The following is a 23,594-nucleotide window of genomic DNA, read 5'->3' on the forward strand; positions in this document are numbered from 1 at the left end:
CACCGGCTGCACTCGTCGGCGGGGCGGCGGGTGCGCCGGGGGTGCTCGGGGACCGTCGGCGGGGGCGGGTCGCTCGGGCGAGGAGGGTGCGGCGGCCCGTGCCGGTGTCCGGCGGCGGTACGCCCGGCGTGCCGGGGGTGTTCGGCGGCCGTCGGCCGGGGCGGGATGCCAGGGGGAGCAAGCGGCGGAGGCGGCTGGAGGTGGCGGGGGCAGCCGTTGCGGCGGTACCGGCTGCACTCGTCGGCGGGGCGGCGGGTGCGCCGGGGGTGCTCGGGGACCGTCGGCGGGGGCGGGTCGCTCGGGCGAGGAGGGTGCGGCGGCCTGTGCCGGTGTCCGGCGGCGATACGCCCGGCGTGCCGGGGGCGTTCGGCGGCCGTCGGCCGGGGTAGGTCGCCCGGGCGAGGAAGCGGCGGAGGCGGCTGGAGGTGGCGGGGGCAGCCGTTGCGGCGGTACCGGTTGCACTCGTCGGCGGGGCGGCGGGTGCGCCGGGGGTGCTCGGGGACCGTCGGCCGGGGCGGGTCGCTCGGGGGAGAAGGCGGCGGAGGCGGCTGGTAGTGGCGGTACCGGCTGCACTCGTCGGTGGTGCGGCGGGTGTGCCGGGGGTGTTCGGCGGCCGTCGGCCGGGGTGGGGCGTCCGGGTGGGGGAGCGGAGGCGGCTCGGGGTGCCGGCGCCCGTCGCCGTCGCGCCGAGCGGCATCGGCACCCGCACCCGTCCGGTCCCGTACCCGCCGGGGGCCGCGGCGCGCAGCTTCTCGCGCACCCGGGTGCCCGCCGACGTCAGCGTCGCCGTCGGCCGGGGGCGCAGGCGGGCCCGGGCGGTGCGCAGCACCTCCGGGGCCCCGCCCGGGAAGCGGCCCACCAGGATCGCGAGCACACCGATCAGCGCCGCCGCGACACCACCGCGCGCCCCCGCGTCCAGGCCGACCAGGAGGGCCGCCGCGGCGAGTGCGCCGAGCGTGCTGTCGGCGCCCAGGACGACCACCGCGGCGAACCAGAGCAGACCGCGCACCGGGTCGTACGCTGCGGCGTCGAAGGCCCGCAGCCCCATGCCGAGCATCCCGCCGCCCAGTGCGGCCAGCGCGGCGCCGACGACGAAGGCCAGCAGCTTCAGCGACGGCACGCGGACGCCCGCCGCCCGCGCGCCCGCCTCGTGGTCGCGCAGGGCCGCGAGCGCGCGGCCGGTCCGCCCCCGGCGCAGCAGGTGTGTCACCGCCAGCGCCACGGCCAGGAGCAGCAGCTCCAACGCGTAGTAGGCCCGGTCCCCGTCGAAGCCCGCCGGGCGGCCGAGCGTGAGGCCCGCCGTGGCGTACGGCTGGGTGAGGACGAAGCGGCTCACGCCGACGCCGACGGCGAACGTCGCCAGCGCCAGGGCCAGACCCCGGCGGCGGATCGCCGGCCCGCCCGTCAGCAGCCCGAGCGGGGCCACCAGCACCACCGCCACCGCGAGGGCCACCAGTTCCGGCAGCCGGGGCAGGCCCGGGAAGCGGCCCGCCGCCAGCAGCGCCGTGAAGAGGGCGCCCAGGCCCGCGTACGCCGCCTGCCCCAGGGAGATCTGGCCGGCGCGGCCGGTGACCACGACCAGGGACAGCAGGATCACGGCGAGCGCCGGCACCTGGACCGAGGTGTGCAGGTCCCGGCCCGCCAGGCCCAGCGGCAGCAGGAACAGCACCAGCGCCACGACCCGGGCCCCCGGCGACGCGGGCGCCCGGGCCGCGGCCGGACGCGGCAGCGCGTCCCGGGTCCCGACGCCCGGCAGGACGAGGGCCGCGACCAGCAGCGCGACGACGAACAGGTTCGTGCCGGCCGCCCGCAGCAGCGGCTCGCCCCAGCCGGGCGGGTGCAGCCGGGTCAGCTGGCTCTGCGCGACCCCGATCGCCAGGGCCACCACCACGGCGACGGCCGTGCCGCGCATCCGCGCGGCCACCGCGACCGCCACGACCTCCATCACCAGCAGCGGCAACCCGTACGGGTCCAGCCGCACGTACGGCGCCAGCAGCACGCCCGTCAGGCCCGCCGTGAACGCGCCGAACGCCCAGCCCGCCGCCGCGACCCGGTCCGCGTCGATGCCGCCCAGCACCGCCAGCCGCCGGTCGTCGACCACGGCCCGCAACTCCCGTCCGAACCGGGTCCGGCGGACCACCACCGCGACCCCGGCCGCCAGCACCAGCACCACCGCCAGCTGCCCCCACGGCTCGTCCGGCACGAGCACCGGCGCGTCGTCCCGCGCCCCCTGCCCCCACAGCACTGCCGCCCCGCCCACCAGCAGCACGAACACGCCGAGGGACGCCACCAGGGCCCGCGCCGGGTCCGGTCCCAGCACCGAAAGGGGCCGGAAGACGAACCGCTCCAGCACCGCCCCCAGCCCCGGCGCCAGCACCAGCAGCGTCACCACCGCCCCGAGCCACAGCGGCCAGCCCCACTCGACCACGCACTGCCGCAGCGCGTACGCGCACACCATCGCGATCGCCCCGTGCGCGAAGTTCAGCACCCCGGTCGCGCGGTAGGTCACGATCAGGCCGATCCCGGTCAGGGCCGCCGCTGCGCCCACGGACAGACCCGCGAGGGTGAGGTCGTACGTCAGCGAGGACATCAGTCGGTCTCTTCGGCCGGTTCGCAGATCGGGCAGGGCCCCAGCTCGCCGCTCGCCACCGGCTCGGAGTCCACCGGGACCGCCTCCGCCTTCCCGGCGACCAGCGGGCAGTCCGCCCGGTGGTACAGCGTGCCGCCCGGCACCATGAGCAGCCGGCCGCTCACCGCGAGCGGCGCGGAGACGTCCTGGCCCGGCGCCTCCTCGTCGCCGGGGCCAGGCTGGACGAGCAGGCCGTACAGCTCCTCCACGCGCGCGGCGGCGACCGCCTGCCCGCCGCGGGCCAGCAGCACCGCCCCCGCGACGATCAGCGCGGCACCGGGGATCGTGCAGGAGGCGAGGTAGGGGAGCTGCCGTTCGGCGTAGCGCTCGCCGGAGACGCCGTACCAGCCGGCCACGCACAGCACGGCGCCGGCGGCGAGCGCCGCCCAGCCCGCCCACCGGAGGGAAGGCACGGTCCGCAGTCGGCTCGTCCGCATCACCTGGATCACCGGCTCCCACACGTCGTTGCTGGCCGTGCACGTGTCCGGCTGCCTGTGCACGCCCGCCGATCGCTTGCACTATGCCCTGTGGAAGCCGACCCTGAAAGCACCGGGCGCCCACGGCCCGGACCGACACCCGGTGGTGAGCCAGATGGTTCTCGGCAGCGACCTCAGGAGGGGGAACGCGACGGGGCCTGCACGTACCGCGGGACGCGGCACGGCGGTGGCCGCCGCCGTGGTCCTGGCCCTGGTGCCGGCGCTGGCGGCCTGCAGCGACGACAGCGGCGGTGGCGGCCCGAGCACCCCGCCCACGCCGACCGCCGAGCGGACCACCAGCGCCCCGGCCAGCGCCCCCGCCGACCGCGCCGCGGCCGAGGCGGAGATCAGGCAGAACTGGCAGAAGTTCTTCGACCCCGGTACCTCCACCGAGGACAAGCAGGCCGTCCTGGAGAACGGCGACCGGTTGGGCCCGGTCCTCCGGGCCTTCAGCGGCGACGAGCGCGGCGGGCAGGTCCGGGCGCAGGTCGACAAGGTGGAGTTCACCTCGGCGACCGGGGCGGACGTCACGTACACCCTCACCCTGAAGGGCGCCACCGTCCTCCCGGACGCCTCCGGCAGCGCCGTCGAGCAGGACGGCACCTGGAAGGTGTCGGCCAGGACGCTGTGCGCGCTGGTGCAACTGAGCGGCAATGCGTCGCCGGTGCCGGGCTGCTGAGACGCTCGCCGCGGTGCTGCTGCTCGCCCTGAGCGCGGCCTGCGGCAGCCGGCTGCCGGAGAGCGACTTCACGCACGGCAGCCGCAGCCCCGCACCCCGCGAGGCGGCGCCCCTGCGGGTCGGCATCATCACCAGCGCCACCAGCCCGGTCGGCGGCGACGCCTTCACCGGCCCGCGGGACGGCGCACGGGCCTGGTTCGACCGGCTCAACGCCCGCGGCGGCATCGGGGGCCGGCGGGTCGAGGTGCGCGCCTGCGACGACGGGGGCAGCGGCGTGGGCAACCACGCGTGCGTGCACCGGCTCGTCGACGAGGACCGGGTCGTCGCCCTCGTCGCGACCACCGCCCTCGACTACGCGGGCGCCTCGCGCGTGTCCGCCGCCCGGGTGCCCGACATCGGCGGCCAGCCCATCGGCGGCGCCTACGACACCTACCCCCACCTCTACGGCATCTACGGCAGCCTCGCCCCCCGCGAGGGCACCACCGGCTGGGACGGCAGGCTGTACGGCGGCACCGAGGTCTACCGCTACTTCCGGCGCGAGCACGGCGCCCGCACCGCCGCCGTCGTCTCCTACAACCAGTCCGCCTCGGCCGCCTACGCCCGGCTCGTCGAACGCGGCCTGCGCGCCGAGGGCTACAAGGTCGTGACCGAGCAGGTCGACTTCGCCCTGCCCAACTTCCGTGCCGTCGCGGCCGACCTGAAGGAACAGGGAGCCGTCCTGGTCTTCGACGCCCTCGACGGGCACGGCAACGCCCGGCTGTGCCGTGCCCTGGACGAGGAGGACGTCCGGCTCACCGCGAAGGTGACCAACGTGCAGAACTGGACCTCCACCGTCGCCGACGACTACGAGGACGCCCCACGCTGCCGCAACGCCCTCTGGGCCACCGGCGCCAGCCGCAACTACGAGGACACGGGCCACCCGGCCGTCCGGGAGTTCCGCGCGGCCACCCGTGCTCTGAAGACCCACTCCCAGTGGCAGCTGGAGGGGTGGGCGGCCGCGCGCTGGTTCACCGACGCCGCCCGGTCCTGCGTGAAGCAGGGCGTCACGCGCGCGTGCGTCGACCGCTACATGGACCGCAGCCGTGGCTACACCGCCGGCGGACTGCTGCTGCCCGTCGAGTTCGCCCACGACGCCGCACCTCCGAGGACCCGGCACACCTGCCTGTCCGTGGCCCGCTGGCAGGACGGCAGGGGCTGGGTGAGCCAGGGCGAGATGGACCGCACCTGCTTCAACGTCCCCCAACTGGCCTACCGCCCTTGAGGACAGTGGTTGTCCGCGAGGGCTGGCAGACTCGGCCCCATGCTGGAGACCTCGGCCCGACTGCTGCGTCTGCTGTCCCTGCTCCAGGCCCACCGCGAGTGGCCCGGAGCCGAGCTGGCCGGCCGGCTGGGCGTCAGCGCCCGCACCCTGCGCAGGGACGTGGACCGGCTGCGCGAACTGGGCTACCCGGTCAACGCCAGCCCGGGCACCGGCGGCGGCTACCGGCTGGGCGCGGGCGCCGAACTGCCCCCGCTGCTCCTGGACGACGACGAGGCGGTCGCCGTGGCCGTCGGGCTGCGCACGGCCGCCGGGCAGGGCATCGACGGCATCGGCGAGACCTCGGTGCGCGCCCTCGCCAAACTGGAGCAGGTACTGCCGGACCGGCTGCGCCGCCGCGTGAGCGCCCTCAACTCCTTCACGGTGCCGATGCTGCGCGGCTCGCTCCCCTCCTCGGTCGACGCGGCCGTGCTCACCGAACTGGCCCACCTGTGCCGGGACGCCGAGACGCTGCGCTTCGCCTACGAGGGCCACGACGGCACGCCGTCCCGCCGCCGCGTCGAACCGCACCGCCTGGTGTGCACCGAGCGCCGCTGGTACCTCGTCGCCTGGGACCTCGACCGGGAGGACTGGCGCACCTTCCGCGTCGACCGCATCACGCCGAAACCGCCGCACGGCCCGCGCTTCGTCCCCCGCGACCCGCCCGCCGAGGACCTGGCGGCCTACGTCTCGCAGGGCGTGTCCACGCGCGCCTACGCCACCCACGCCGTCGTGCGGCTCCTCGCGCCCCTGGCCGAGGCCCGGGAGCACATCTCGCCCTCCGCCGGGGTGCTGGAGGCCGAGGGCCCGGACACCTGCCTGCTGCGCTGCGGTGCCGGCAGCCTGGACGTGATGGTCATCCACGTCGTCATGCTGGGCTTCGACTTCGAGGTGCTGGAGCCGGCCGGACTGGTCGACGCGATCAGGAGGACGCGCGACCGGCTCGACCGCGCTCTGGCCCGGTCCGTGCCGTCACCGCCGCGCACCGCACGGGGTGCCGGCCGCACCCCGGCGGCTCGGAGCGGATCCGGCCCGGCCTCGTGAAGTCCCCGGCAATTTCGTGGGAGCGCCGCGTCGCCCGGCCGGTCCGGCGGCGGAATGCGGAAAGGCCCGGGGCACTTCACCCATTCGCTTTACGGTGGGCCTTTCCACCGGCGAACGGGGACGCGGGGAATTACGCTCGAATGTCGTCCCGAGGGGCGGCGAACCGCTCGTGCGGGTGACGGGTGGCGCCCCGAACACCTGTCGTGATCTTGTGACAGAAGCGTGACCTGACGCGCACGGTGACGGGGGCCGGGCGCGGACTTCCGCCGCAGCCGGGCAGGACATAGCGTGGCGGCATGGCACCGACTCCGACACCTCCCGCGGAACCCGACGACACCCCGGACACCTACGTCGGCCTGGAGGCCGGCCGGGCCGAGCACCTCGCGCGTGAGCGCGGCTGGCCGACGGTGCGCTCGCTGCCGCCGGGGGCGATCATCACCATGGAGTACCGCGTGGGCCGGCTGAACTTCGAGGTGAAGGGCGGCCGGGTGGCCCGCGCCTGGAAGGGCTGAGACGCGCAGAAGGCCCCGGTCCACCGAGGGACCGGGGCCTTCGCCGTGCCGGGAGGCGGCCGCGCACCGGGAGGTCCGCGACGGTCAGCCGCCCGCCACGGGGCGGGCCGAGGAGGCGGAACCGCGGGGGTGGCGCTCCGGGTGCGGCGGCCGGCGACTGCCGGCCGGGGTGGTCGGGGTGCGCTCCGCGCGGCTGGTGTGCGGTCCCGGCGCCAGGTAGACGGGGGTCCGCGGCGACAGGGCCGTCACGTCGTCCCGCTCGGCCGGCAGCGGTGTGACGACCAGGGGCGGTACGCCGGCCGGAACGGCCGAGGCCCGGCGCCGGCGCGACCGCACCGTGTCGCGCAGCTCGAAAATGCGGGCCTCCGCACGGGCGATGAGCGGCTCGAACCAGGGCAGGGCGAGCAGGATCAGCAGGCCGGCGACCCACCCGAGGAGCACATCGCTCAGCCAGTGCGTACCGAGGTAGACCGTGGCCATCCCGACGCCCAGGGAGGTCACCGCCGACACGGCGGACAGCCAGCGGCGCGCCGCCGGGGTGGAGGCCATGTAGGCCAGGATCCCCCACGTCACCACGGCGTTCGCGGTGTGACCGCTCGGAAATATATCGCCGCCGCGCCACATCTCGTTCGAGCCGATCACGGTCGCGTAGTGCGGCCCCAGACGGCCCATGCCGTACTTGGCGGCGCCGACCGTGACGTTCAGCAGCAGCAGCGAGACGCCCAGGGCGAGCAGCGGACGCAGGGTGTGCTGCCGCCAGGAGCGCCAGCCCAGCCAGGCCGCGACCATCACGGCCGTCGGGCCGCGCTGGCCGAGGACGACGTAGTAGTCGACGAACCAGTGGATCTGCGACCACTGCTGGTAGGGCCGGAAGAACATGACCTGCCAGTCGAGCCGGACCAGCCAGGACGTGATCACCACGGCCCACACGATCGCGCCGTAGAAGGCCAGCGTCGCCGCGAGGAGCACGACGCGGTGCCTGCTCATCTTCGGCACATCGAGGTGGGCGGGTCGTTCCGGCTCACGGTCCAGCCGGGCGAACACCCGGTCCAGACGGGTGAGCTTCGGTTCGGTACGCACCCAATCGACGTTACAGCGAGTGAGCTGAGATCCCGGTCGAATCAACGGCTTTGTGATGACGATGTGATGTGGGATTCCTCTCAACAGGGGGTTTATTTCCAGCGATTCTGTAATCGCCGGGCGCTGCGGCCTTCAATTCCTTTGATCATCCCGGGGGCGGGTTTTATCGCGCTTTTGAATTCGTTCACCCGGGCATGGGCTGGAATTCCCCCGGCGCTCACAGCGGGTCAGGGGGGACCGGAGCCGTTCAGCCAGAACGCCCCGTACACCGCACCGGCCACCGCGAGACCCCCCAGCACCACAGCTGACCTGCGCGGACGCGCACGCGCCAGGAGGAGCGCGAGGGGCAGCAGCAATGGGAAGGCGGGCATCAGCAGCCGCGGTTTCGAACCGAAGTAGCTCGACGCGCACAGCGCCAGCAGGGTCACCAGGCCGCTGTGGACCAGCAGCGGGAGCGGCTGGCGCTGACGTACACCCACCCCATACAGCCAGACGACTGACGCGACCCCCAGGACGAGCCCCGCACCGGCCAGGGCCGAGGGGAACGACGTGAACTTGCCGGCGACGAACCCGGCGAAGGCGTACCCGCCGTCGAAGCCGTTGCGCCAGCCGGCCTGGACGTCGAGGTAGCCGAGCGGGCCCGCACCGGTGCGGTGGCCGACCCACAGCATGTATCCGGCGACGCCCAGGGGAGCGAGGAGCATGCCGGCCAGGCGCCGGGCGGGGGAGGAGGCCGGGTCCGGCCCGCCGGGCGCCCCGGCCGCGTCCGCCACCCGCCCGGAAGGGGCCGCGCGCCGCTCCGCGGCGAAGGAGGCGATCGCCGCCGCCCAGACCGCCGCGACCACCGCCACCCCCACCGGCCGGGTCAGCCCCGCCGCCGCGCCCAGCACCCCCGCCGCGACCCAGCGGCCGGTCAGCACCGCGTACAGGGACCACGCGGCCAGAGCCGTGAACAACGACTCGCTGTACGCCATCGACTGCACGATCCCGACCGGAAGGACCGCCCACAGCAGGACCGCGCACACCCCGGCCCGGCGGCCGTACACGTGGTCCGTCACCGCGAAGATCCCCCAGGCCGCGGCGAGGGAGGCGACCAGGCTGACGACGAACCCGCCGTCCGCGTACGACAGCGGCGACACCGCCGCCACCAACCGCTCCAGCCACGGCAGCAACGGGAAGAAGGCCAGGTTGGAGTGGACGTCGCCGTTCGGCAGCCGCACCTCGTAGCCGTAACCGAGTTCGGCGACCCGGACGTACCAGAGCGCGTCCCAGCGGGCGGTGAGCAGCGTGTACGCGCTCTTGTCCCGCGCTGCGCTCCACAGCAGCAGCGCGAGCAGGCCCAGGGCGCGGACGGCCGCGTAGCCGAGGAGGGCCGGGGCCGCCCGGCGCAGCGCCCCGGCGCGCGGCGGGGCCGTGCGCGTCTGCAGATCGGTCACGGGCCCGATTATCGGCCCCGGCGGGAACCGGCCGGGCCGGCGGGGCGTTTCCCACGGCGAGCGGCAGTGGTGTACGCCACATCGTTCCGCCGAAGTCGTGAGAGGTCCGCCACTGGGCACCGGCGCGGACTCGCGTACGCTGACGTGTCACTCGCTTTTCGTTTGCGCGGGCCGGAGATCCACCGCTCCTCTCCGGCCGAGTCGCGGGGGCGTCCCCCACCCCGTGAGCCCGCCGATCGCGAGGGAACATCTGGGAGGTACGTACATGTCCGGGACGACCACGGCCGCCGCTGCGCTGCGCCGTCGGGCGGCCGGGGCCGGTGCCAACCGCTGGGTGGTCCTCGTCGTCCTCTGCGTCAGCCTGCTGCTGGTCGCGGTCGACGCCACCGTGCTGCACGTGGCGGTCCCCGCCGTCACCGAGGACCTCAGGCCCGGCGGGATGGAGCTGCTCTGGATCGTCGACGTCTACCCACTGGTCTGCGCCTCGCTGCTGATCCTTTTCGGCACGCTGGGCGACCGCGTCGGCCGCAGACGGGTCCTGCTGCTCGGATACGCCCTGTTCGGCGTGGCCTCCGGTCTCGCGGCCCTGGCCGACAGCGCCCAGGTCCTGATCGTGGCGCGGGCGCTGCTCGGCGTCGGCGGCGCGATGATCATGCCCGCGACCCTGTCGATCCTGCGGCAGGTCTTCCCCGACCGGCGCGAGCGCGCGCTGGCCATCGGCATCTGGAGCGCGGTGGCCGCGGTGGGCGCCGCGGTCGGGCCGCTGCTCGGCGGCTTCCTGCTGGAGCACTTCTGGTGGGGCTCGGTCTTCCTGGTCAACATCCCCCTGATGCTGGTCAGCCTCCCGGTGGGACGGCTGCTGCTGCCCGAGTCGAAGGGCGACGGCACGGGCCCGTGGGACGTGGTCGGGGCGCTGATGGCGGCGGCCGGCCTGTTCGGTGTCGTCCTGGGCGTGAAGCGCCTGGGCAGCGGCGAGTCCGTGGGAAGCCTGCTCACCGTGCTGCCGCTGGTGGCCGGTGCGGCCCTGCTGACCGCGTTCGTACGGCGGCAGCGGCGGCGGACGCATCCGCTGGTCGACCTGAGGATGTTCGCGCGCCCGGCGTTCAGCACGTCCGTCGGGTGCATCGTGCTGGCCATGCTCGCCCTGGTGGGCCTGGAGCTGATCGCCGCGCAGTACCTCCAGCTGGTGCTCGGGCTGTCGCCGCTGGAGACCGGGCTGCGGCTGCTGCCGCTGACGTTCGCCGCCATGGCGGCCGGACTGGCCGGGGCGCGGATGCTGCGGCGGTTCGGGCCGCGGCGGATGGTGTGCACGGGTTTCTGCCTGACCGCGTTCGCGGTGGTCCTGCTGACCGGGCTGGGGCGGACCGACGAGTGCGCGCTGATGCTGGGCGGTTTCGTGCTGCTGGGCTTCGGGCTGGAGACCACGCTGTTCGGCGCCTACGAGTCCATGCTGAGCGAGGCCCCGCCGGAGCAGGCCGGCGGGGCGGCGGCGATCGGGGAGACGTCGTACCAGCTCGGCGCGGGCATCGGCATCGCGCTGCTCGGCACGGTGATGAACGCGGCGTACGCGCCGGGCCTGTCGCGTGTGCCCGGGGTGCCGGAGGACGCGTCCTCCGCTGCCGGGCACTCGCTCGGGGAGGCCTACGAGGTGGCCGCCCAGCTGGGCGGTTCCGCCGGGACCGCCCTGCGGCACGCGGCCCGGGACGCGTTCGTGCACGGGCTGCACGTCACGCTGCTGGTGAGCGCGGGGCTGCTGCTCCTGGGCGCGGCGATGGCACTGCGGCTGCCGCGGGCGATGCAGTGCGAGGCGGCGCCGGCGGGCCCGGTCGAGGTCCCGGCCCAGCGGGACGCGACGGAGTCCCGCGTCTCGGTCTGACCGCTCCTTCGGCCATCCGGCCGCCCGAGGGCAGGGGCCCGGAGGGTTCCCGGCCCGCACTGCCGGCGGCGTGGGGTGGTGCGCGGGGCGGGGGAAGCCGTAGCGTCTCGGTTAGCAGTGCTAGTTAAAGAGCTTCGGAGGGTGTCGATCATGTCCGGTTCGTCCAAGCTGCCTCCCTTCGACCCCGCCGACCCCCTCGGCGTGGACGACCTGCTGGAGCCGGAGGACCTCGGCATCCGGGACACCGTCCGGACCTGGGCCGCGGACCGGGTCCTGCCGAACGTCGCCGAGTGGTACGAGAAGGGCGAGCTGCCCGAGATCCGGGAACTGGCCCGTGAACTGGGCGGTATCGGGGCCCTCGGCATGTCCCTGGAGGGCTACGGGTGCGCCGGCGCGAGCGCCGTGCAGTACGGGCTCGCCTGCCTGGAGCTGGAGGCCGCCGACTCCGGCATCCGCTCGCTCGTCTCCGTGCAGGGCTCCCTCGCCATGTACGCCATCCACCGCTTCGGCAGCGAGGAGCAGAAGCAGCACTGGCTGCCCCGCATGGCCGCCGGCGAGGTCATCGGCTGCTTCGGGCTCACCGAGCCCGACCACGGCTCCGACCCCGCGTCCATGCGCACCTACGCCAAGCGCGACGGCACGGACTGGATCCTCAACGGCCGCAAGATGTGGATCACCAACGGCTCGGTCGCCGGGGTGGCCGTCGTGTGGGCGCAGACCGAGGAGGGCATCCGCGGGTTCGCGGTGTCCACCGACAGCGACGGCTTCTCCGCGCCGGAGATCAGGCACAAGTGGTCCCTGCGCGCCTCCGTCACCAGCGAGCTGGTCATGGACGACGTACGGCTGCCCGCCGACGCCGTCCTGCCCGGGGTCACCGGGCTGCGCGGACCGCTCGGCTGCCTGTCCCACGCCCGGTACGGAATCGTCTGGGGCGCCATGGGGGCGGCCCGCAGCTGTTTCGAGGCCGCGGTCGACTACGCGAAGTCACGGGAGCAGTTCGGCCGGCCCATCGGTGGCTTCCAGCTCACCCAGGCCAAACTCGCCGACATGGCCGTCGAACTGCACAAGGGGATCCTGCTCGCCCATCATCTGGGGCGGCGGATGGACGCCGGCCGCCTGCGTCCCGAGCAGGTCAGCTTCGGCAAGCTCAACAACGTGCGGGAGGCCATCGAGATCTGCCGGACGGCGCGCACGATCCTCGGGGCCAACGGCATCTCGCTCGAATACCCCGTGATGCGGCACGCCACCAACCTCGAATCGGTGCTCACCTACGAGGGCACCGTCGAGATGCACCAGCTCGTGCTGGGCAAGGCGCTCACCGGACTCGACGCCTTCCGGTAGGCGGATCCGGTCGCACCCCGCGCGGGGGCGGGGCCGGTGAGCGGCCCTGCCTCAGCTCTGGTTGAAGAATCCGTCCGCGCGGTGCGCGGCCGGGTCGCCGTTGACGATCTCGGTGTGGGCGGGGGTCAGCAGGAACACCCGGGTCGACACCCGCTCGATCGAACCGCGCAGGCCGAAGATCAGCCCGGCGGCGAAGTCGACCACGCGCTTGGCGTCGGACGCCTCCATGGCCGTCAGGTTCATGATGACCGGCACGCCCTCGCGGAACAGCTCGCCGATGGCACGGGCGTCCCGGAAGCTGTCCGGGGTGACCGTGCCGATGCGCCGGCCCTTCTCCTCGGCGACGTCCGAGGCCACCTTGACGCGCGGATCCGTGACCCAGGCCTCCCCGGGCTCGGTCCCGTCGGAGTAGTCGTCGTCGTAGTAACGCTCGTCTTCGTTGTCGTCGACGAGGCCAAGCCAGGCACTTGCCTTGCGTACCGATCCCATGGACGCCTCCTCTCACAGCGGTCTTTCTCTTTCCGCATCCCTATGGTCGTCCATGATGCGGATGGCGCGCCAAGTGGATAGACGCCGCGCGGGGGGTTTGTGACGGTACTGGTGCACAGCGAATCCGTCGAGAGTCCGTGTGTCCCAAGGGTCGTTTCCCAAACGGCTGCTGACTGTGAGTGAAATATGATTCTTCTCGGCGTACGGGTGACGGCCGGGGCGTACGGGTGAATGCGGGTGCCGATACGATGCCGCAGCTCATCGTCGCAACGAACCTCGGGGGAACGTCGTGTTCGGAATCGTCAGGCCTTGCAGACACCGGCTGGGGGAGAAGCTCGCCGGGCAGTGGATGGCGCATTTGTGCGGACTCTGCCTCGCACTGCGCGGTGACCACGGACAGTTCGCCCGTATCGTGACGAACTATGACGGGCTTCTCGTATCGGTGTTGACGGAGGCTCAGGCCGAGCCGGGCGGAAGCGCGCGGCGCACGGCCGGCCCCTGCGCGCTGCGCGGTATGCGCACCGCCTCCGTCGCGCACGGCGAGGGGGCCCGCCTGGCGGCGGCCGTCTCGCTGGTGCTGGCCTCGGCGAAGGTGCGGGACCACATCGGCGACGGGGACGGGCTGCTGGCCCGCCGGCCGGTGGCGCGGGCCGCGCGCCGGGTCGCCGCGAGCTGGGACGCGGCCGGTGCCCGCACCGGCACCGCCGTGGGCTTCGACACCGCGGTCCTGCTCGACGCGGTGGACCGGCAGGGCGGGATCGAGGCGCTGGCCGGGCCCGGGACCTCCCTGCTGACGGTCACCGAGCCCACCGAGACCGCCACGGCGGCGGCCTTCGCGCACACGGCCGTCCTCGCCGGGCGGCCGGAGAACGCGGCGCCGCTGGCGGAGGCCGGGCGGCTGTTCGGGCGCCTCGCCCATCTGCTGGACGCCGTGGAGGACCTGCACGCGGACGCCGCGGCAGGCGCCTGGAACCCGATCGCCGCGACGGGTACGCCGCCGGCGGAGGTGCGGCGGCTCGCCGACGACGCGGTGCACGGGGTGCGGCTGGCCCTGGAGGACGCCGAGTTCACCGACGGCCGGCTCGTGCACCTGCTCCTGGTGCACGAACTGCGGCGCTCGGTGGACCGGGCGTTCGGCACGGTGCCGGTGTGCGCCTCGCACCAGGGCGGCGGACCGCACGGGCAGCAGCCGCCGCAGGGGCCGTACGGGCAGCCGGGGCCCCACGGGCAGGGCCCCTACGGCGGTGCGCCGCAGCACCCGTACGCCGGCGGGGGCGGGAGCCCCTATGGCGGGGGCGGGTTCGGCGGCGGTGGCTTCGGCGGGTTCGGTGCTCCGGTGCCCCAGCCGCCCCGCCGGCGCGGGTTCTGGGCGGGCTGCGGAATGTTCTGGCTGCTGTGCTGCACCTGCAAGATGTGCTGCGCCAAGGAGTACGAGGGGCCGTGGTCCCGCAAGAAGCGCGAGGGCGTCTGCCGGGACTGCGACTGCGACGGGTGCGACTGCTGCTGCCCCTGCGACGGCTGACCCGCCGCGTGTGGCAGGGTCGCCCGTATGACGAGCGACGCGATCCAGGACTGGCAGCGGTGGCACGAGCGGCGCGTGGAGACGGTCGCGGCGCCCCACGGGCCGCTCGCGCTCATCGGCACGCACTGGATCGAGGACTATCCGGACGGTCGACTTCCGGACATCCCCGGGCAGTGGCGGGCCGACGGTGACGCGGTGGTGCTGATCGCCGCCGAAACGGACGGACTCACGGTGGACGGACAGCCGCTCACCGGAGAGGTGCGGCTCACGGCCGACCCGGGACCGGTCGCCCGCGCGAGGGTGGCGTACGGCCGGCGCCGGCTGGTCGTCCTGGTGCGCGAGGGGGTGTGGGGCGTGCGGGACTACGACCCCGACTCTCCCGCGCGCCGGGCTTTCGGCGGTCTGCGCGTGACCTCGTACGACCCGCGCTGGGCGGTGCCGGGGCGCTTCACGCCCTACGACGCCGGCGGCCGGACCGTTCGGGTGCCGAACGCCGACGGCCGGGAGCGGGGTCTCGGACTCGGCGGGGAGCTGGCCTTCGAGCTGGACGGCCGGGACCTGGCCCTCCAGGTGACCGTCCGGCAGGACGGGTCGCTGTGGGCCGTGTTCGGCGACGCCACCAGCGGGAACGGCAGCTACCGCTTCCGGTTCCTCGAGCCCGGCGCCCCGGACGCCGAGGGGCGTACGACGGTCGACTTCAACCGGGCGCTCCTGCCGCCGTGCGCCTTCGCCGACCACTTCGTCTGCCCCTTCCCGCCGCCGGGGAACACCCTGGACGTCCCTATTGCCGCCGGAGAGCGCCTACTTGCGTGACGGGTGTGCCCTCGGGGGCGGAATGCAAAGATCGTTCAAAAGTTGACGGCCGAAAGGCACCCTTGCGCCGACCGGCCGTTCGGCCGAATACTCCCCCTCAGCGCTTGTCAGGGGCACGGCGTGTTCGGAATCCGGACGGCCCGCCCCCGGCTGCGCCTCACGGGCCCGAAACCCCACGAGGGCCCCCGACTTCCTTTTGTGGAGGAACGACAAGTGAGGATCAAGCGCACCACCCCCAGCAGCGGCATCTCGAGACGGACCCGGCTGATCGCCGTCTCCACCGGTCTCGTCGCCGCCGCCGCGATCGCGATCCCCAGCGCGAACGCGTCCGACACCCCCACCGCCTTCAGCACCGCGGAGCTCAAGAGCGCCAGCGGTTCCATACTGAAGGCCGACATCCCGGGCACCGCCTGGGCGGTCGACAGCAAGACCAACCGGGTGCTCGTCACCGTGGACAGCACGGTCACCCAGGCCGAGATCGCGAAGATCAAGCAGCAGGCCGGCGGCAACGCCGACGCGCTCACGATCAAGCGCACGCCCGGCACCTTCAACAAGCTGATCCAGGGCGGCGACGCCATCTACGCGAGCAGCTGGCGCTGCTCCCTCGGCTTCAACGTGCAGAACAGCAGCGGCCAGCAGTTCTTCCTGACCGCCGGCCACTGCACCGACGGCGCCGGCACCTGGTACTCCAACTCGGGCCGCACCACGGTGATCGGCTCGACCACCGGCTCCAGCTTCCCGGGCAACGACTACGGCATCGTCCGCTACTCGGGCTCCGTCAGCCGGCCCGGTACCGCCAACGGTGTGGACATCACGCGTGCGGCCACCCCGGCCGTGGGCACCACCGTCATCCGTGACGGCTCCACCACCGGTACGCACAGCGGCCGGGTCACCGCCCTGAACGCCACCGTCAACTACGGCGGCGGCGACGTCGTCTCCGGCCTGATCCAGACCACCGTCTGCGCCGAGCCGGGCGACTCCGGCGGCCCGCTCTACGGCAGCAACGGCACCGCCTACGGTCTGACCTCCGGCGGCAGCGGCAACTGCTCCTCCGGCGGCACCACGTTCTTCCAGCCCGTCACGGAGGCCCTGAGCGCCTACGGCGTCAGCGTCTACTAGGCCCTGCCGGGCAGCAGTCCAAGCGTTTCCCGCCCCCGCACGCATCGCGTGCGGGGGCTTTTCCTGTGCCGTGCGGCGCCTCGTTCGGTGGGGACTGTGTGGAGATGGTGCGATGGTTCATCAATGTACTTTTTGGGGCGCCCGGTTGGCAGGGCAGGGAGGGCGATTTTCGGCCATGGCCGGACCGCGCAGCGTGTGCGCCCATTACTCGCGCGTAATGTTTGCTCTGCGAAAGGGAGTTGGTTGGGTCCGTTTTGACCGCGCGCGGTCACTATGAGGGGGCGTGCGCACCGCCGTCCGTGCGCGTCTCGAACTCGACCTTGTGTGCTCCGTGTTGATCTCGGAATAGTGGGCGCTCGTCAACGAAGCCTTCCGGCCTGCCGAGGTCCCCACAACCTCCTCCGGCCGACCCCCCACAGGAGGACCGAAGTTGAAGCATCGACGCATACCCAGGCGGCGTGCAGCCGTGGCAGGCGCGGGCATCGCCGCGCTGGTGGCTGCGGGAGTGACGTTCCAGACAGCGAACGCCAGTGAGAGCCCCCAGCCGTCCGCCCCCCGGACCCTGTCGGTCACGGCGGCCGGAAAGCTCGCCTCGACGCTGGCGCAGGACCTGGGCGGCGACGCGGCGGGGACGTACTACGACGCGAAGGCCAAGAGCCTCGTGGTGAACGTGCTCGACGAGGCCGCCGCACACACCGTCGAGGAGGCGGGCGCCCGGGCGAGAGTCGTGGAGAACTCGCTCGCCGAGCTGAAGAGCGCCCGCGGCACGCTGAAGCAGGACGCGGCGATCCCCGGCACCTCCTGGGTGACCGACCCGACGACGAACACGGTCGTCGTGACCGCCGACCGCACGGTCTCCAAGGCCGAGTGGGCGAAGCTCACCGAGGTCGTCGACGGGCTCGGCGCCAAGGCCGAACTGAAGCGCACGAAGGGGGAGTACAAGCCCTTCGTCGCCGGCGGCGACGCGATCACCGGCGGCAGCGGGCGCTGCTCGCTCGGCTTCAACGTGGTCAAGGGCGGCGAGCCGTTCTTCCTGACCGCCGGTCACTGCACCGAGGGCATCTCCACCTGGTCCGACTCCAGCGGCCAGGAGATCGGCACCAACGCCGACTCCAGCTTCCCGGACAACGACTACGGGCTGGTCAAGTACACCGCCGAGGTGGACCACCCGAGCGAGGTGAACCTGTACAACGGGTCCACCCAGAAGATCTCGGGTGCCGCGGACGCCACCGTCGGCATGCAGGTCACGCGCAGCGGGTCGACGACCCAGGTGCACGACGGCAAGGTCACGGGTCTGGACGCCACCGTGAACTACGGCAACGGCGACATCGTGAACGGCCTCATCCAGACCGACGTGTGCGCCGAGCCGGGCGACAGCGGCGGCTCGCTGTTCTCCGGTGACAAGGCCGTCGGCCTCACGTCCGGCGGCAGCGGTGACTGCACCTCGGGCGGGGAGACGTTCTTCCAGCCGGTGACCGAGGCGCTGTCCGCGACCGGGACGCAGATCGGCTGACGCGCGAGCGCACCCTGAGCGAACGGCCCCGCCCCTCCTGGGGGCGGGGCCGTTCGCCGTCCTGCGCCCTGTCCTAGGCCGGCTCTCCCGCTGCCGGCTCCCCCGCCCTCGTCGCGGGAGGGCCGTTCCTGCGGTGCCGCAGGGCGGCCGCCGCCAGGGTGATGGCGGTCCCCGCCACCGCCCACGCCGCCAGGACCAGCATCGGGCCGGTCAGGGCGTTGCTGGAGAAGTAGGCGATGGAGCGGGCCGACCAGGTGCCGGCCCCCGGGGGCAGCGCCGGCCCGATGGCCTTCCAGAAGGGCGGCAGGAGCGGCGGGGGCAGGGCGCCGCCCGCGCTCGGGTTGCCGAGGATCACCACCAGCAGGATGACCAGGCCGATGCCGACCGTGCCGAACAGGCCCTGCAGGGCCAGGGTGGCCGCTCCCACGGCGAAGATGACCAGCGTGCCCAGCCCCCACAGGGCGGCCGTGCCGCCGGGCAGGGCGTCCAGGGCCGGGCCGGCGATGAGGGCTCCGCCGAGTCCGCCGGCGATGGCGACCAGGGCCATCACGGCCAGCCGGATGGCGGCGCGGGAGACGTTCGAGGGCTTCGCCCCGGCGCTGATGGCCAGGGCCGCCGCACCCAGGTAGCCGCCCACGCACCAGCCGATCACCAGGTAGAAGGACGACAGCCCGTTGGGGTCGTGCGGCGCGGACGGGACCACGTCGACGGTGCGGATCGTGCGCCGCTCGGACTTCTCCAGCGTGGTGACGAGGCTCGTCAGGGTGGTGGAGAGGATCCTGCCGCCGCCGGAGGCGACCAGGAGGGTGTCGGTGGTGCCGCGCGGGTCGACGACCAGGGCGGCGTCGATGTCGCGGTTCTCGATCTGCGCCCGGGCCGTCGCCGCGTCGGGCAGGACGCGGGGGTCCAGGGGAGTGCCGGGGAGCCGTTCCAGGCGGGCCCTCGCCTGCTCGGCCGCGGCCCGGGGCGCCACCACGCCGAAGGGCACGTCCTTGGGCCGGGGGTCGTGGAGGGCTCCCACGTACGAGGCGATGAACAGCAGCTGGAGCGCGACCACGCCCACGACGAGCAGGGTCGCCCGGGGGGTGACGGCGTCTCTGACCTCGGTGCGGAACGAGCGGTGCGGCATGCCTCCACGGTCAGGGGACACCCGGTGTTTCCGCAGGTGGGGCGGGGCCGAACGGATGTCGCACACTTATTCGAAAATTGGTTTATGGTGGGGGTGAGGTAGCTGGGAACAGATGTTCGAGAGCAGTCGCTCACGAGTGCGGGAGGTGCGTGTGCCGGGGTTCACGCATCTGCACACCGTCTCCGGATTCTCGCTGCGCCACGGAGCCTCGCACCCGGAGCGGCTGGCCGAGCGCGCCCTGGAGCGGGGCATGGACGCCCTGGCACTGACGGACCGCGACACCCTCGCCGGGGCGGTCCGGTTCTCGAAGGCCTGCGCCAAGGCGGGGGTCCGCCCGCTGTTCGGCGCCGACCTGGCGGTCGCGACGGCTGAACCGCCCGAGGCGGCCGGCCCGCGGGGGCGGCGCCGGACCCCGGTGCGGGGCGGGGCCTTCGTCGACGAATCGGCTCCCCGCGTCACCTTCCTGGCCCGGGACGGGGCCCGCGGCTGGGCCGGGCTGTGCCGGCTCGTCTCGGCCGCCCACGAGGGCGAGGGGACCCCGCTGCTGCCCTGGGAACGCCACCACGGCGACGGGCTGACCGTGCTGCTCGGACCCGGCTCCGACGTCGGGCGCGCCCTGGCCGCGGGCCGTCCCGACCGGGCGGCGCGGCTGCTCGTGCCCTGGCGCGAGGTCTACGGCGACGACCTGCGGCTGGAGGCCGTCTGGCACGGCCGGCAGGGGACCGGCCCCGGCTCGCTGCGGTTGGCCGCCCGTACCGTCGGGTTCGCCGCCGAGCAGCGGATCCGGCCCGTGCTGACCAACGCCGTGCGCTACGCCGACCCCGGGCTGGGGCCGGTCGCCGACGTCCTGGACGCCGCCCGGCGGCTGGTGCCCATCGACCCGGCCGGGGAGCTGGACTCCGGTGAGGCCTGGCTCAAGGGCCCGGGGGACATGGCGCACGCCGCCGAGCGGATCATGGAGGCCGCGGGATTCCGGCCGGGCACCGCCCACCGGCTGCTGGAGCAGACCGAGGCCACCGCCGCCGAGTGCCGGGTCGACCCCGAGGGGGACCTGGGGATCGGCACCGTCCACTTCCCCGAACCGCATCTGGTCGGCGCCGGGCGCCGCAGCGCCCAGCGGACCCTGGCCTCGCGGGCCGCGGCCGGGATGGTGCTGCACGGTTACGACCGGCGGCGTGCGTACTGGGAGCGGATGCACCACGAGCTGGACATCATCGCCCACCACGGGTTCGCCTCCTACTTCCTCACCGTCGCCCAGGTGGTCGACGACGTGCGGGCCATGGGGATCCGGGTGGCCGCCCGGGGGTCCGGGGCCGGATCGCTGGTCAACCACCTGCTCGGGATCGCGCACGCCGACCCGATCGAGCACCGGCTGCTGATGGAGCGGTTCCTGTCCAAGGAGCGGGTCGTGCTGCCCGACATCGACATCGACGTCGAGTCCGCCCGCCGGCTGGAGGTCTACCGCGCGATCATCGACCGGTTCGGCACCGAGAGGGTGGCGACGGTCGCGATGCCCGAGACGTACCGCGTACGGCACGCCATCCGCGACGTGGGGGCCGCCCTGTCCATGGACCCGGCCGAGATCGACCGGATCGCCAAGGCCTTCCCGCACATCCGGGCCCGCGACGCCCGCGCCGCGCTGGAGGAACTGCCCGAGCTGCGCGCGCTGGCGGGCGAGAAGGACACGTACGGGAAGCTGTGGGAACTGGTCGAGGCGCTGGACGCCCTGCCGCGCGGGGTGGCCATGCACCCGTGCGGGGTGCTGCTGTCCGACGCCTCGCTGCTGTCGCGCACGCCGGTCGTGCCGACCAGCGGCGAGGGCTTTCCGATGTCGCAGTTCGACAAGGACGACGTGGAGGAGCTCGGGCTGCTGAAGCTGGACGTGCTCGGGGTGCGGATGCAGTCGGCGATGGCGCACGCGGTGCGGGAGGTGGAGCGGGCGTCGGGGGAGCGGGTGGAGCTGGACGCCCTCCCGCCGGACGACCCCGCCACGTACCGGCTGATCCAGTCCACGGAGACGCTCGGCTGCTTCCAGATCGAGTCGCCCGGGCAGCGGGACCTGGTCGGGCGGCTCCAGCCGGCCGGCTTCCACGACCTGGTCGTCGACATCTCGCTGTTCCGGCCCGGCCCGGTCGCCGCCGACATGGTGCGGCCGTTCATCGAGGCCCGGCACGGGCGGGCGCCGGTGCGCTACCCGCACGCGGACCTGGAGGAGCCGCTGAAGGAGACCTACGGGGTCGTCGTCTTCCACGAGCAGATCATCGACATCGTCGCCCGCATGACCGGTTGCGGGCGCGGCGAGGCCGACCGGGTGCGGCGCGGACTGTCCGACCCCGAGTCGCAGGCGCGGATCAAGGTGTGGTTCGCCCAGCACGCGGCGGCGAACGGCTATGACGCGGAGACGATCCGGCGCACCTGGGAGATCGTCGAGGCCTTCGGCAGCTACGGCTTCTGCAAGGCGCACGCGGTCGCCTTCGCCGTGCCGACCTACCAGTCGGCGTGGCTGAAGGCGCACCACCCGGCCGCGTTCTACGCGGGGTTGCTCACGCACGACCCCGGCATGTACCCCAAGCGGCTGCTGCTGGCGGACGCGCGGCGGCGCGGGGTGCCCGTGCTGCCGCTGGACGTGAACAAGTCGGGAGTCGCCCACCGTATCGAACTGGTGTCCGGTAAGTGGGGGCTGCGGCTGGCCCTTTCGGACGTGCACGGCATCAGCGAGGCCGAGGCGGCGCGGATCGCCGAGGGGCAGCCGTACGCCTCCCTGGTCGACTTCTGGGAGCGGGGCCGGCCCAGCCGCCCGCTGGCCCAACGGCTCGCCCAGGTCGGCGCGCTGGACGCGTTCGGCGCCAACCGCCGGGACCTGCAACTGCACCTGACCGAGCTGCACCGGGGGGCGCGGGGCGGCGGCGGGGGGCAGCTGCCGCTGGCCGGCGGACGGAGGACGGCCCCGGCCGGGCTGCCCGACCTCACCTCCTCGGAGCGGCTCAGCGCCGAGCTGGGCGTGCTCTCCATGGACGCCACGCACCATCTGATGGACGACCACCGGGAGTTCCTCGACGAGCTGGGCGTGGTGTCGGCGCGGCGGCTGCGCGAGGTCCGCAACGGGGAGACGGTGCTGGTCGCGGGCGCCAAGGCGGCCACCCAGACACCGCCCATCCGCTCCGGCCGGAGGGTCATCTTCACCACCCTGGACGACGGCACGGGCCTGGTCGACCTCGCCTTCTTCGACGACTCGCACGACACCTGCGCCCACACCGTCTTCCACTCCTGGCTGCTGCTGGTGCGCGGGGTGGTGCAGCGCCGCGGCCCGCGCAGTTTCAGCGTGGTGGGCGCAGCCGTCTGGAACCTCGCGGACCTGCTCGACGTGCGCCGGGAGGAAGGGCTGGAAGGGGTCGCCGCCCGGCTGGCCGGTGCCGGCGGCCCCGACGGGTCCGGCGACGACGGCGAGGGCGCGGCGCGCCGCCGGCTCGCCGGATCGGACGGACTGCCCGCGCCGGCCGGATCCGCGGCCGAGGACCCGATGCGGCGACGGAAGATCCGCATGGCCACGGGGTACGAGATGCACCCCTGGGCCGATCTGCGTCCCGCGGGGGAAGGGCCCGCGGTGGGAAGGAAGTTGTGGCACCAGAGTCCGGGGAGTGCGGGATGACCATCCTCTGCGTACGTTTCCAGCTGCCTCCGACGAGCGAGGCCGACCTGCCCCACCTGCTCGGGATGCTCGAGGAGTTCACACCGGTCGTCCAGGCCCTGCCGCCGGACGGGGCGCTGGCCGATCTGCGGGGCGCCGAGCGGTACTTCCGGCGCGACGCCGTCGAACTGGCCTCCGTGATCCGGGTCCGCTCACTCGCGCTGCACGGTGTCGACTGCGTGATCGGGGCCGGGCCCGGGCCGATGCTGGCGCGCATGGCGCTGGACGACGCCCGGCCCGGAGAGACCCATGTGGTGCCCGGGGAGCCGGAGGCCGTCGCGCGGTACCTCGCGGACAAGCCCGTCGCCGCGCTGCCCGGAGTGGGCGCCGCGACCTCCCGCACCCTGACCGACTACGGCCTCGACACCCTCGGCCGGGTCGCCGCCGCCCCCCTGTCCACGCTCCAGCGGCTGATCGGCGCCAAGGCAGGCCGTGAGCTGCGCGAGAAGGCGAACGGCGTCGACCGCGGCCGGGTCGTACCGAACGCCGTCTCCCGCTCCCTCGCCACCGAGCGCCCCTTCAAACGCGACGAGCTGAACCCGGACCGGCACCGGCGGGCCCTGCTGTCGGCCGCCGAGGAGATCGGGGCCCGGCTGCGCGCCCTGGAGAAGGTCTGCCGCGCCCTCACCCTCACCGTGCGCTACGCCGACAGGTCCGCCACCACCCGCAGCCGCACCCTGCCCGAACCGTCCGCGCACTCCCCGGCGCTGACCAGGGCCGCGTACGGCATGTACGAGGCGCTCGGGTTGCAGCGCGCCCGGGTCCGCGCGATCGCCCTGCGCGCCGAGGGGCTCGACCCCGCCGACCGGGCCGCCCACCAGCTGACCTTCGACCCCGTGGACGAGAGGGTCCGCCGGATCGAGGAGGTCGCGGACCGCGCCCGGGCCAAGTTCGGCCCGCGGGCGGTGATGCCCGGGGGGTTGGGCGGGGCGGCGGCGTAGAGCCGTCCGC

At 74.1% G+C, this 23,594-nt stretch carries 18 protein-coding genes; 12 read left to right on the forward strand and 6 right to left on the reverse strand.

Features of this window, described 5'->3' with window-relative positions; all coding sequences use genetic code 11:
• Positions 1-2,590: ABC transporter (locus tag ACH4C6_RS23035; protein ID WP_398110474.1), on the reverse strand; the 2,590-nt coding region annotated here is incomplete at its 3' end.
• On the reverse strand, positions 2,590-3,066 hold the full coding sequence (locus tag ACH4C6_RS23040; RefSeq protein ID WP_398110789.1) for a hypothetical protein: 477 nt from the start codon (positions 3,064-3,066) through the stop codon (positions 2,590-2,592). The genes ACH4C6_RS23040 and ACH4C6_RS23035, both read right to left, overlap by 1 nt.
• Before the next feature lie 154 nt (positions 3,067-3,220).
• On the opposite strand from ACH4C6_RS23040, the gene ACH4C6_RS23045 reads away from it, so the two are divergent.
• The 4 genes from ACH4C6_RS23045 to ACH4C6_RS23060 all read left to right on the forward strand — a co-directional run bounded on the left by ACH4C6_RS23045 (position 3,221) and on the right by ACH4C6_RS23060 (position 6,637).
• On the forward strand, positions 3,221-3,784 hold the full coding sequence (locus ACH4C6_RS23045) for a hypothetical protein (RefSeq protein ID WP_398110790.1): 564 nt from the start codon (positions 3,221-3,223) through the stop codon (positions 3,782-3,784).
• Entirely contained in the window at positions 3,759-5,045 is a 1,287-nt protein-coding gene (locus tag ACH4C6_RS23050) for an ABC transporter substrate-binding protein (RefSeq protein WP_398110475.1), read from the forward strand. Before ACH4C6_RS23045 ends, ACH4C6_RS23050 begins: the two co-directional genes overlap by 26 nt.
• 39 nt (positions 5,046-5,084) lie before the next feature.
• Positions 5,085-6,125: a helix-turn-helix transcriptional regulator gene (locus ACH4C6_RS23055; protein ID WP_398110476.1), complete on the forward strand. Its 1,041-nt coding sequence runs from the start codon at positions 5,085-5,087 to the stop codon at positions 6,123-6,125.
• 296 nt (positions 6,126-6,421) lie between these two features.
• Positions 6,422-6,637, forward strand: coding sequence for an I78 family peptidase inhibitor (locus ACH4C6_RS23060; protein WP_398110477.1), 216 nt, complete (start codon positions 6,422-6,424; stop codon positions 6,635-6,637).
• Positions 6,638-6,721: 84 nt separating this feature from the next.
• Here the strand turns inward: ACH4C6_RS23060 and ACH4C6_RS23065 are convergent, their stop codons facing one another.
• Both ACH4C6_RS23065 and ACH4C6_RS23070 read right to left on the reverse strand, forming a co-directional pair.
• Complete coding sequence (locus ACH4C6_RS23065; protein ID WP_398110478.1) at positions 6,722-7,717, reverse strand: phosphatase PAP2 family protein; 996 nt, start codon at positions 7,715-7,717, stop codon at positions 6,722-6,724.
• 227 nt (positions 7,718-7,944) lie between these two features.
• Positions 7,945-9,153 (reverse strand): glycosyltransferase family 39 protein, encoded by a 1,209-nt coding sequence (locus ACH4C6_RS23070; RefSeq protein ID WP_398110479.1) that lies wholly within the window; start codon positions 9,151-9,153, stop codon positions 7,945-7,947.
• Positions 9,154-9,418: 265 nt separating this feature from the next.
• Here ACH4C6_RS23070 and ACH4C6_RS23075 point away from each other — a divergent pair, with 265 nt between their 5' ends.
• Both ACH4C6_RS23075 and ACH4C6_RS23080 read left to right on the forward strand, forming a co-directional pair.
• A complete protein-coding gene (locus ACH4C6_RS23075) occupies positions 9,419-11,029 on the forward strand; it encodes an MFS transporter (protein WP_398110480.1) in 1,611 nt (536 codons plus the stop codon).
• 150 nt (positions 11,030-11,179) lie between these two features.
• Positions 11,180-12,370, forward strand: coding sequence for an acyl-CoA dehydrogenase family protein (locus ACH4C6_RS23080; protein ID WP_398110481.1), 1,191 nt, complete (start codon positions 11,180-11,182; stop codon positions 12,368-12,370).
• Between the two features lie 51 nt (positions 12,371-12,421).
• Here ACH4C6_RS23080 and ACH4C6_RS23085 read toward each other — a convergent pair whose 3' ends face one another.
• Positions 12,422-12,859, reverse strand: a complete 438-nt coding sequence (locus ACH4C6_RS23085; protein WP_398110482.1) for a cell division protein SepF — start codon at positions 12,857-12,859, stop codon at positions 12,422-12,424.
• Between the two features lie 289 nt (positions 12,860-13,148).
• On the opposite strand from ACH4C6_RS23085, the gene ACH4C6_RS23090 reads away from it, so the two are divergent.
• From ACH4C6_RS23090 to ACH4C6_RS23105, 4 genes are all read left to right on the forward strand, one after another.
• On the forward strand, positions 13,149-14,381 hold the full coding sequence (locus tag ACH4C6_RS23090) for a DUF5685 family protein (RefSeq protein ID WP_398110483.1): 1,233 nt from the start codon (positions 13,149-13,151) through the stop codon (positions 14,379-14,381).
• Between the two features lie 27 nt (positions 14,382-14,408).
• Positions 14,409-15,194: a DUF1684 domain-containing protein gene (locus tag ACH4C6_RS23095; RefSeq protein ID WP_398110484.1), complete on the forward strand. Its 786-nt coding sequence runs from the start codon at positions 14,409-14,411 to the stop codon at positions 15,192-15,194.
• Between the two features lie 213 nt (positions 15,195-15,407).
• A complete protein-coding gene (locus ACH4C6_RS23100; protein WP_398110485.1) occupies positions 15,408-16,313 on the forward strand; it encodes a S1 family peptidase in 906 nt (301 codons plus the stop codon).
• A gap of 430 nt (positions 16,314-16,743) precedes the next feature.
• On the forward strand, positions 16,744-17,826 hold the full coding sequence (locus tag ACH4C6_RS23105; RefSeq protein WP_398110486.1) for a S1 family peptidase: 1,083 nt from the start codon (positions 16,744-16,746) through the stop codon (positions 17,824-17,826).
• Positions 17,827-17,899: 73 nt separating this feature from the next.
• Here the strand turns inward: ACH4C6_RS23105 and ACH4C6_RS23110 are convergent, their stop codons facing one another.
• Positions 17,900-18,955 (reverse strand): DUF3533 domain-containing protein, encoded by a 1,056-nt coding sequence (locus ACH4C6_RS23110; RefSeq protein WP_398110487.1) that lies wholly within the window; start codon positions 18,953-18,955, stop codon positions 17,900-17,902.
• Positions 18,956-19,106: 151 nt separating this feature from the next.
• Between ACH4C6_RS23110 and ACH4C6_RS23115 the strand changes: the two genes are divergently transcribed.
• The gene (locus ACH4C6_RS23115) at positions 19,107-22,604 is read left to right on the forward strand and encodes a DNA polymerase III subunit alpha (protein WP_398110488.1); all 3,498 of its coding nucleotides are present in this window, start codon (positions 19,107-19,109) and stop codon (positions 22,602-22,604) included.
• Positions 22,601-23,584 carry a DNA polymerase thumb domain-containing protein gene (locus tag ACH4C6_RS23120; RefSeq protein ID WP_398110489.1) on the forward strand — a complete coding sequence of 328 codons (984 nt, stop codon included), beginning with the start codon at positions 22,601-22,603 and terminating at the stop codon, positions 23,582-23,584. Before ACH4C6_RS23115 ends, ACH4C6_RS23120 begins: the two co-directional genes overlap by 4 nt.
• Positions 23,585-23,594 lie beyond the last annotated feature (10 nt).

Source organism: Streptomyces sp. NPDC017943 (assembly GCF_044328425.1).
GTDB lineage: Bacteria > Actinomycetota > Actinomycetes > Streptomycetales > Streptomycetaceae > Streptomyces > Streptomyces djakartensis_A.

What these genes read in the sequence shown, in the direction of transcription:
- ACH4C6_RS23040 (WP_398110789.1), bottom strand. Translation starts at nt 3,066, where the DNA reads ATGCGGACGAGCCGACTGCGGACCGTGCCTTCCCTCCGGTGGGCGGGC.
- ACH4C6_RS23045 (WP_398110790.1), top strand. Translation starts at nt 3,221, where the DNA reads ATGGTTCTCGGCAGCGACCTCAGGAGGGGGAACGCGACGGGGCCTGCA.
- ACH4C6_RS23050 (WP_398110475.1), top strand. Translation starts at nt 3,759, where the DNA reads ATGCGTCGCCGGTGCCGGGCTGCTGAGACGCTCGCCGCGGTGCTGCTG.
- ACH4C6_RS23055 (WP_398110476.1), top strand. Translation starts at nt 5,085, where the DNA reads ATGCTGGAGACCTCGGCCCGACTGCTGCGTCTGCTGTCCCTGCTCCAG.
- ACH4C6_RS23060 (WP_398110477.1), top strand. Translation starts at nt 6,422, where the DNA reads ATGGCACCGACTCCGACACCTCCCGCGGAACCCGACGACACCCCGGAC.
- ACH4C6_RS23075 (WP_398110480.1), top strand. Translation starts at nt 9,419, where the DNA reads ATGTCCGGGACGACCACGGCCGCCGCTGCGCTGCGCCGTCGGGCGGCC.
- ACH4C6_RS23080 (WP_398110481.1), top strand. Translation starts at nt 11,180, where the DNA reads ATGTCCGGTTCGTCCAAGCTGCCTCCCTTCGACCCCGCCGACCCCCTC.
- ACH4C6_RS23085 (WP_398110482.1), bottom strand. Translation starts at nt 12,859, where the DNA reads ATGGGATCGGTACGCAAGGCAAGTGCCTGGCTTGGCCTCGTCGACGAC.
- ACH4C6_RS23095 (WP_398110484.1), top strand. Translation starts at nt 14,409, where the DNA reads ATGACGAGCGACGCGATCCAGGACTGGCAGCGGTGGCACGAGCGGCGC.
- ACH4C6_RS23110 (WP_398110487.1), bottom strand. Translation starts at nt 18,955, where the DNA reads ATGCCGCACCGCTCGTTCCGCACCGAGGTCAGAGACGCCGTCACCCCC.
- ACH4C6_RS23120 (WP_398110489.1), top strand. Translation starts at nt 22,601, where the DNA reads ATGACCATCCTCTGCGTACGTTTCCAGCTGCCTCCGACGAGCGAGGCC.